This window comes from Ilumatobacter sp., from assembly GCF_049588435.1.
Lineage (GTDB): Bacteria > Actinomycetota > Acidimicrobiia > Acidimicrobiales > Ilumatobacteraceae > Ilumatobacter_A.
On the sequence record NZ_JBAVYV010000220.1, the window covers coordinates 1 to 8,630 of the forward strand.

Annotated in this window: 11 protein-coding genes; 2 read left to right on the forward strand and 9 right to left on the reverse strand. The window is 66.4% G+C overall.

Annotated features, from left to right (window positions below; all coding sequences use genetic code 11):
• Positions 1-156 precede the first annotated feature (156 nt).
• A complete protein-coding gene (locus tag WBV89_RS08410; protein ID WP_423980885.1) occupies positions 157-975 on the reverse strand; it encodes an enoyl-CoA hydratase/isomerase family protein in 819 nt (272 codons plus the stop codon).
• On the opposite strand from WBV89_RS08410, the gene WBV89_RS08415 reads away from it, so the two are divergent.
• The gene (locus tag WBV89_RS08415) at positions 974-1,108 is read left to right on the forward strand and encodes a hypothetical protein (RefSeq protein ID WP_423980886.1); all 135 of its coding nucleotides are present in this window, start codon (positions 974-976) and stop codon (positions 1,106-1,108) included. The genes WBV89_RS08410 and WBV89_RS08415 overlap by 2 nt on opposite strands.
• A gap of 6 nt (positions 1,109-1,114) precedes the next feature.
• Here WBV89_RS08415 and WBV89_RS08420 read toward each other — a convergent pair whose 3' ends face one another.
• The 6 genes from WBV89_RS08420 to rpsP all read right to left on the reverse strand — a co-directional run bounded on the left by WBV89_RS08420 (position 1,115) and on the right by rpsP (position 3,795).
• Positions 1,115-1,477, reverse strand: a complete 363-nt coding sequence (locus WBV89_RS08420) for a YraN family protein (protein WP_423980887.1) — start codon at positions 1,475-1,477, stop codon at positions 1,115-1,117.
• 71 nt (positions 1,478-1,548) lie between these two features.
• A complete protein-coding gene (gene rplS, locus WBV89_RS08425) occupies positions 1,549-1,896 on the reverse strand; it encodes a 50S ribosomal protein L19 (protein ID WP_423980888.1) in 348 nt (115 codons plus the stop codon).
• A 58-nt stretch (positions 1,897-1,954) separates the two neighbouring features.
• Positions 1,955-2,740 carry a tRNA (guanosine(37)-N1)-methyltransferase TrmD gene (trmD, locus tag WBV89_RS08430; RefSeq protein WP_423980889.1) on the reverse strand — a complete coding sequence of 262 codons (786 nt, stop codon included), beginning with the start codon at positions 2,738-2,740 and terminating at the stop codon, positions 1,955-1,957.
• On the reverse strand, positions 2,733-3,239 hold the full coding sequence (locus WBV89_RS08435) for a ribosome maturation factor RimM (RefSeq protein ID WP_423980890.1): 507 nt from the start codon (positions 3,237-3,239) through the stop codon (positions 2,733-2,735). The genes trmD and WBV89_RS08435 overlap by 8 nt, the downstream gene beginning before the upstream one ends.
• A gap of 8 nt (positions 3,240-3,247) precedes the next feature.
• Positions 3,248-3,514 (reverse strand): KH domain-containing protein, encoded by a 267-nt coding sequence (locus WBV89_RS08440; RefSeq protein WP_423980891.1) that lies wholly within the window; start codon positions 3,512-3,514, stop codon positions 3,248-3,250.
• Entirely contained in the window at positions 3,511-3,795 is a 285-nt protein-coding gene (rpsP, locus tag WBV89_RS08445) for a 30S ribosomal protein S16 (RefSeq protein WP_423980892.1), read from the reverse strand. The genes WBV89_RS08440 and rpsP overlap by 4 nt, the downstream gene beginning before the upstream one ends.
• Positions 3,796-3,899: 104 nt before the next feature.
• Between rpsP and WBV89_RS08450 the strand changes: the two genes are divergently transcribed.
• Complete coding sequence (locus WBV89_RS08450; RefSeq protein WP_423980893.1) at positions 3,900-5,672, forward strand: SLC13 family permease; 1,773 nt, start codon at positions 3,900-3,902, stop codon at positions 5,670-5,672.
• Positions 5,673-5,704: 32 nt separating this feature from the next.
• Here WBV89_RS08450 and ffh read toward each other — a convergent pair whose 3' ends face one another.
• Positions 5,705-7,156: a signal recognition particle protein gene (gene ffh / locus WBV89_RS08455; RefSeq protein ID WP_423980894.1), complete on the reverse strand. Its 1,452-nt coding sequence runs from the start codon at positions 7,154-7,156 to the stop codon at positions 5,705-5,707.
• 105 nt (positions 7,157-7,261) lie between these two features.
• On the reverse strand, positions 7,262-8,434 hold the full coding sequence (gene ftsY, locus WBV89_RS08460; protein WP_423980895.1) for a signal recognition particle-docking protein FtsY: 1,173 nt from the start codon (positions 8,432-8,434) through the stop codon (positions 7,262-7,264).
• Between the last annotated feature and the right edge of the window lie 196 nt (positions 8,435-8,630).

Consider the following 8,630-nt stretch of genomic DNA (forward strand, 5'->3'; position numbering starts at 1 on the left):
GAGGTGCAGGCTCGGCAGGTGGCGGTGGTTCCGGCGCGGCGGCGGCGGGTGACGCACCCACGACGGCCGCGACGAGCCCGACGAGCACCACCTTCCACCAGTTCACGCAGCTGAGGCTAACGACACCGGTCGCCCCGATGGCGGCACTGCGACGTTTCAGCGCCCCGTGAACCTCGGCTCACGCTTCTCGACGAACGCACGCATCGCCTCGGCTGTGTCGGCCGTCGAGAAGTTGACGGTCTGTGACAGTCCTTCGTCGTCGAGCGCCTCTTCCAGCGTCACGTTCATCGAATTGTTCAGCAGCCGCTTGGTCATCGCCAGCGCGATCGGAGGGCCGGCTGCGAGGCGCGCCGCCCAGTCGTCGACGAACGCGTCGAGCTCACCGCTCGGCACGATGCGGTTGACGAGACCGATCGACTCCGCTTCCTCGGCGTCGATCACCTCGGCGAACAACGCCAACTCCTTCGCCTTGTGCAGCCCGACCCGACGCGGGAGCAGGAACGATCCACCGAAGTCGAGGCTGAGACCGCGCCGGGCGAAGATCTCCGAGTAGCGCGACGTCTCGTCGCCGACGACGAGGTCGCAGGACAGCGCCATGTTCAACCCGGCGCCGACCGCCACACCGCGCACCTTGGCGATCGTGGGTTGACGGAGTCGGTTGAGGGTGAGGCAGATGTCGGTGATGTCGCGCATCGCCGCCAACTGGTGCTTCGGCCGTTCGTTCGAGTCGGCGTTCGACGTGTTCGCCCGCTCGTCCATTCCTCCGACGTCGGCACCCGAGCAGAAGTCGCCTTCAGCCCCGGTCAACACGAGAACACGGTCGCTCGAACTCGCGTCGACCTCGCGGAACACCTGGAGCAACTCGGCCCACATCGTGCCGCTGGCGGCGTTCTTGCGGTGGGGCCGGTTCATCGTGACGGTCACGATGCCGTCCTCGCGATCCACGATCAGGGTTTCGAGGGTGTTGGTCGCCATGTTCGGGACGATACTGATGAACGTGGGCTTCAACCCGTACCGGAAGTTTCGAGCGCGGCCGAGCGACTATCTGCTGGTCGCCGTCGCGGTCATCGTGGCGATCGCGCTCGTCGCGTGGGCATTCCTCGGTTGACGATCGTCAGAACGCCGACTCGATCAGGTCGACGCGCACCCCGGTGATCGCGACGACGTCGAACCGGATGCCATCTCGGCCACGACGGTGCGCATCGAGCCACTCGAGCGCGAGCAGTCGGATCCGACGCTGCTTGGTGACGTCGACGGCGGACGCCGCGGGACCGAACCGATCCGTTCGGCGGGCCTTGACCTCGCTGAACACGATGATGCCGTCGCGTTCGACGACCAGGTCGAGTTCACCGGTTGCCGAGCGCCAGTTGCGGTCGAGCACGGCGTAGCCGAGACGTCGGTAGTGGGCGGTGGCGAGGTCCTCGCCCCACCGACCGCGGGCGCGGTTGGACTGATCGGAGTTGTTCGTGGCGCGCATCGAGAGGCCTTTCGTCGGGGTGTTGACGATGGGGCCGAGCGGGCCGATGATGGGCGCCGGAGCGCCGAGGCTCAGAAGTCGCGCTTCTCGCGGATCTTGGCGGCCTTGCCCTTGCGGTCGCGCAGGTAGTACAGCTTCGCACGACGCACGTCGCCACGCTTGACGACTTCGATCTTCTGCACGGTCGGCGCGTGGAGCGGGAACGTACGCTCGACTCCGACGCCGTAGCTGAGCTTGCGGACCGTGTAGGTCTCCTGCAGCCCGCCACCCTGACGACCGATCACGTCGCCCTGGAAGATCTGGACGCGCTCCTTGCCACCCTCGACGACGCGTACGTGCACCTTGAGCTCGTCACCCGCCTGGAAGTCGGGGATGTCGTCGCGGAGCGAATCGTTGTCGATGAAGTCGGTGGCTTGCATGGCGTCTACCTGCTGGTCGAATCGAGAGAAGGGTGCCCCACCGGTCCCGGTGGGCCGGTCAATGATACGGGTCGGAAGGGAACTCTTCCAACAGCGCCTGTTCGTTCGCCGTCACACCGCCGCGAGCGACGATCAGATCCGGACGCTCGCGCAGGGTCCGGTGCAGCCGCTGCGCCTGTCGATATCGCTCGATGCGGGCGTGATCGCCGCTGCGCAGGATGTCGGGAACGGTCCACCCGCGGAACTCGGCCGGCCGCGTGTACTGCGGCTCTTCGAGCAGTCCGGACTCCCCGAAACTCTCCGTGATCGGGCTCTGCGCATTGGCCATGGCTCCGTCACGCAGCCGGGTGACCGCCTCGATGATCAGACACGCGGCGACCTCTCCCCCGCTGAGGACCACGTCTCCGACGCTCACCTCGTCGTCGACGAGATGGCGGCGAACACGATGGTCGACGCCCTCGTAGCGACCGCAGAGCAGGCTGAACCCACCCGATGCCTCTGCGAGATCCGCCAACTCCTGTGCCATGTCCTGATCGAACCGACGACCACCCGGGCTCATCAACAGGAGCGGACGCGGAGGTTCGGCGGCTTCGACCGACGCGAAGATCGGACCGGGCTTCATCACCATGCCGGCGCCGCCGCCGAACGGTGAATCGTCGACCGTGCGATGGACGTCGCTGGTCGATTCACGGATGTCGTGACAGCGAAGATCGAGCAGACCGTTCGTTCGGCTCTTGCCGAGCAGGCTGTCCGAGCAGAAGCCGTCGACGAGTCCGGGGAAGATCGAGAACACGTCGATCCGCAGCGGCACGACACCGGCTCCGGACGACGGTGATTCAGTCATCGTTCAGTTCGAACAGCCCGTCGGGCGCGTCGACCGTGATCACGCCGTCGGCGACGCCGACGACGAAGTTGGTCGGAACGAGCGCTCCGACATCGGTTTCGAGGATCTCGGCGGCCGGGTTCGCGAGCACCGTGGTGACACTGCCCCGATCGACGCCGTGTTGGTCGACGACTCGAAGCCCGATCATCTCATGAACCCACAGTGCCGACGGGTCGTCGATCGGGGCGGCGAACAGCTCGACGTTCGTCCAGCGTTCGGCCTCGGTCCGGTCGGGAATGTGCTCGAAACGAGCGATGATCCGACCGTTGCCGGCGACGCGACTGGCGACCACGGACACGAGTTGATCGCGAGCGAAGAACTCGGCGCCGGGCGCGACGCGCTCGCGCCGATCGGTCGTCAGCTGGACGAAGATGTCCCCCTTCAGGCCATGCGGGCGCCGCAGGTGGCCGACGGCCAGCCAGCCGTCCGGGGGTGAGCTGTTGCGGCCTGACGGCCTCATGGACTTGCTCAGTCGAGGAACTCGATGTCGATTTCGACATCGTCCTTGCTCGCGGCCGCACGGGTCACCGTGCGGATGCTCGCTGCGGTACGCCCACGGCGACCGATGACACGACCGAGGTCGCCGTCGCCGACACGAACGTTCAGGGCGGGACGGTTCCCGGATTCGTCGACCTCGACGGTGACGGCCTCGGGATCGTCGACGATCGACTTGACGATGTGAGTCAGAACTGCGACGGCAGTGCCGGCGAATTCGTTGTTCGCGTCGTCGCTCACTTCGATGCCTTGGAGGCTTCGAACTGCTCCATTGCGCCGGAAATCTTGATGATCTTCGCAACGCGCTCGGTCGGCTGGGCGCCTTCGGCCAGCCACTTGACGATCTTGTCGTTGTCGACGTTGATCAGCGAGGGCTCTTCACGCGGGTTGTACTGTCCGAGGATCTCGATGAACCGGCCGTCGCGAGGCGAACGGGCGTCCGCCGCCACGATGCGGTACTGAGGTTGCTTGGTCTTGCCGACACGTGTGAGTCGCAGTTTGACTGCCATCTTGATCGTCACTCCTGGGGATCGAATTCGAGAACGTCGAAAGGCTAGCGCCAGCAGCATCGTTCCCCTCGTCGCCGTCTTTCACACCACCTCCCCTGGCGGCTACCGTCCACCCGATGAGCGCCGACTCCTGGATCGCTCTGATCGTGCTGATCGTCACGATTCTGGTCCTCGTCACGGACCGTCTCCCTCCCGTGGTGGTGCTCGGCGGAGCCGTGGGCGTGTTGTTGTTCACCAACGTCATCGAACCCGACGTGGCCCTCAGCGGTCTCTCGAGTCCGGCCCCGGCCACGATCGCTGCCCTCTACGTGCTCGCAGGTGCCGCGACCGCCACCGGCACGTTCGCCACTCTCGTCGACCGCACGCTGGGCAAACGCGGGTCGCTGATCGCACTCACCGGGAGCACGGCGGCATTGTCGGCGGTCGTCCCGAACACCCCGTTGATCGCGATGTTCGCACCGCGCGTCGTGCGTTGGGCTCAGCGCACCGGGAACGACGCGTCACGATTTCTGCTCCCGCTCTCGTTCGCCAGCATCCTCGGTGGCGTGGTCACGCTGATCGGCACCTCCACGAACCTCGTCGTCTCCGATCTGGTCCAGCAGTCCGGTGAGGAGCCCTTCGGGGTGTTCGAGATCACGGTCGTCGGCCTGCCCGTCGCGATCGTCGGCATCACGGTGCTGTCCACGATCGGTGCCCGCCTGCTTCCCCGCCGGACGGCGGCGGACGAGGATCTCGGTCGACGTGCTCGCGAGTTCCAGATGGCGGCTCGGGTGACGCCGGATGGCCCGTTGGTCGGCCGGACGATCGCCGATTCCGGGCTCCGCAATCTGGATGGGGTCTTCCTCGCGCTGATCGAGCGCCACGGTGTCGACGGGGCGGAGGTCGTGTCGATGAGTGCGGCCCCCGACACCGTGCTCGAAGCCGCTGACGTCTGTTGTTTCGTGGGCGATGCCGGTCGCGTGATCGGGCTCCACGACCTCCCCGGTCTCGAAGCGACCGAACAGTCGCACGTGCTCCAGGCGGAGGGAGCCGGCACGAAGGTGTTCGAGGCGGTCATCTCCCCGACCTCCCGCCTCGTCGGACACTCGTTGCGGACCGCCGAGTTCCGCAGCCAGTATCGCGGGGCGGTGATGGCGATCCACCGCGCCGACGCCTCACTCGGCGGGCAACTCGGACGGATTCCGCTTCGCCCCGGTGACGTGCTGCTGGTCCTCGCCGAGGAATCGTTCGGTCATCGTTGGCGCGGTGACCTCGACTTCTCGCTCGTCGCCTCCGTCAACGAACCGCCTCCGGCTCGACGAAGCGGTGGGTGGCTCGTGATCATCTCGACGATCGCACTGGTCCTGATCGCTGCGACCGGGCTGCTCTCGCTGTTCGAGGCCGCGCTGCTCGCCGCCGGTGCGGTGATCCTCGGCGGCGCGATCACCCTGCACGAGGGATGGCGGGCGATCAACCTCAATGTCGTCCTGACGATGGCCGCGGCGATCAGCCTGGGGGCCGGAGTGAGCCAGAGTGGGCTGGCCGGCGAGATCGCCCAGTTGGTCCAGCAGGCCGATCGACTCGGTTTCGGCGACGTCGGACTCGTGGTGGCCGTGATGCTCGCGACGCTCGTCCTGACCGAGTTGTTGACCAACACCGCTGCGGCCGCCGTGATGGTCCCGATCGCGATGTCGGTCGCCACCGAGGCGGGCGCCGAACCCCGCATGCTCGCCGTCGCGGTGCTGATCGGCGCATCCTGTTCGTTCCTGTCGCCGGTCGGGTACCAGACGAACCTGATGGTCTACGGCCTCGGTGGCTACAAGTTCAGCGACTTCACCCGCGTCGGGGCCCCACTCACGATCGCCACCGTAATCACATCCGCGATCATCATCCCCGTCGCCTTCGGCTGACACTCCCGCGAGGCCGGCGCGGGAGCCCCGGTTCAGCGTGGGAGTCCGGGCATTCCCGGCATCCCGGGCGCATCCGACCCGGGCATTCCGGGCAAGTTCATGTCCTCGAGGTTGAAGCCGGCGGGCAGTCCCTGGGGCCGCTTGGGGCCACCGCCCTTGCCCTTCTTCCCCTTCTTGCCGCGCTTGCCCGGCATCCCGCCGCCGAGCACGCCCATCTTCTTCATCATCTTCTGCATGTCGTCGAACTGCTTGACGAGACGGTTGACATCGCCGACCTGAGTGCCGGATCCGGCAGCGATCCGAGCGCGACGGCTGCCGTTGATCACCTTCGGGAAGGTGCGCTCCTCCATCGTCATCGAGCGGATGATCGCCTCGATCGGCTTGAGGTCGTCGTCGTCGATGTTCGCATTCTTCAGTTCCTTCGGGATTCCCGGCATCATCGACATGAGGCTGCCGAGCGAACCCATCTTCTTGATCTGCTGCATCTGATCGAGGAAGTCGTCGAGCGTGAACTGTCCCTCCATCATCTTCTGGGCGGCCTGCTCGGCCTGATCCTGCTCGAAGGCCTTCTCGGCCTGTTCGATCAGGGTGAGCATGTCGCCCATGCCGAGAATGCGGCTGGCCATCCGGTCGGGATGGAACTGCTCGAACTCGTTGATCTTCTCGCCGGTCGACGCGAATGCGATCGGTCGGCCGATCACCTCCTTGACGGACAGGGCCGCGCCACCGCGGGCGTCGCCGTCCATCTTCGACATGATCACGCCGTCGATCTTCAACGTCTCGTGGAAGGCCTCGGCGGTCTGGACCGCGTCCTGACCGGTCATCGCGTCGATCACCAGGAACGTGTAGTCGGGGTCGACCGCGCCGGAGATCAGGCGAACCTGCTCCATCATCTCGGCGTCGATCGACAGGCGTCCGGCGGTGTCGACGATCAACACGTCACGACCGAGTCGCTTGGCCTCCTCGAGGCCCTGGTGGGCCGTGAGGACCGGATCCTCGGGGTCGGAGTAGACGGGAACGTCGATCTGCGCACCGAGCGTGCGGAGCTGTTCGACTGCGGCGGGCCGCTGGAGGTCGGCTCCGACGAGGAGCGGCTGACGGCCCTGCGCCTTGAACCAGCTCGCGAGCTTCGCGGAGTTGGTGGTCTTTCCGGAGCCCTGGAGGCCCGCCATCAGCACGACCGTCGGCGGCTTCGATGCGAACTGGATGGACAGTGTCTCGCCGCCGAGCGCCCGGGTCAGTTCGTCGTTGACGGCCTTGACGACCTGTTGGCCAGGATCGAGTGCCGTCGAACGGGTCGCCCCGATCGCATGCTCGCGTATGCGGTTGCAGACCGAACGGACGACGGTGACGTTGACGTCAGCTTCGAGAAGCGCCGAACGGATCTCCTTCATGACCTCGTCGACGTCGGACTCGGTCAGACGCCCCTTGCCACGGATCTTCTTGACGATGCCTTCGAGCCGGCCGGAGAGATTGTCGAACATACGTCATCCAACGCTACCGGCCCCGTGCCATCGGGTGTCAGGCACCGGATGGCGCGGGCGGCGCACGAGCGCGTCACGTAACGGGTCTGACCCGTTGCGTCACGCTCAGTGTTCGAAGAGGGCGTTGACGAAGTCGTCCGGATCGAACGGGATGAGGTCGCCGATCGTCTCGCCGATCCCGACGAGCTTGACCGGGATTCCGAGGTCGGTCTCGATCGCGAACACGATCCCGCCCTTCGCGGATCCGTCGAGCTTGGTGAGCACCACTCCGGTCACGTCGGTGGCCTCGTTGAACTCGCGCGCCTGGATCAGACCGTTCTGGCCGGTCGTGGCATCGATCACGAGCAGCGTCTCGGTCACCTCACCGGCACCTTTCTCGGCGACCCGGCGGACCTTCTTCAGCTCGTCCATCAGGTTCGACTTCGTGTGCAGACGCCCGGCCGTGTCGGCCATGACGAGGTCGATCTTGCGGGACGCAGCACGCTCCACACCGTCGAAGATCACCGAACTGGGGTCGCCACCCTCCGCACCGCGCACGAACTCGGCCTCGGAACGGTCGGCCCAGGTGCTGAGCTGTTCGGCCGCCGCAGCACGGAACGTGTCCCCCGCAGCGAGCAGGACCGAGCGGCCCTCGACGCTCTGCTGGTTGGCGAGCTTGCCGATCGTGGTCGTCTTGCCGACGCCGTTGACGCCGACGAACATCCACACGTTCGGCTCGCCCGGCCCGCGATCGACGAAGTTCAGCGCACGATCGCTCCCCCGCAGACGACTCGCCATCTCCTCCTGGAGGGCATCGAGGAGTGCGGACGGCTCGGTGATCTCCTTCGACGAGACTCGTGCCCGCAGCCCCTCGATCAACTCGTCGGTGATCGCTACGCCGACATCGGCTCGCAGCAACGCTTCCTCGAGATCCTCGAAGCTCTCCTCGGTGATCCCGCTGCGCCCGAGGACGCCGGAGATCGCACCCGCGAACGTGGAGCGAGCCTTGGCGAGACGATCTCGCAGCGTTCCCGGTGCCGGTTCGGGCTCGGGTTGGGGTTCGACGACCTCCGGTTCGACGATCGCAGGCTCGATGTCCTCGTCGACCGCGGTCGTGGAACGCTCCTCGAGGATCGTGCCCGACTTGGTCGTCGACCGCGGCGCGCCGCCCGGCCCATCGACCGACGGCCTCGACGGCGGGAGTTGACCCTGCTTCCGACGATTCAGGACCACCACGCCCACGCCGAAGACGAGGACGAAGGCGATCAGTACGAGCAGGAGAACTTCTACGGCACCCATCGTCCAGCGACGCTACCGCCGCCCTCCGACCTCACCCCGCACGCTTCGCACGCACTCGAGGCACCCCTGCGCCCCGCCCCGCCGCAGAAACTTCGTGGAATCGTGACGCCCAGCGACATGAATCCACATCATTTCGATGGGACGGCCGCCCATCACCGGAAATTTCGAGTGATGTCGATGGTCACCGTCACGATCC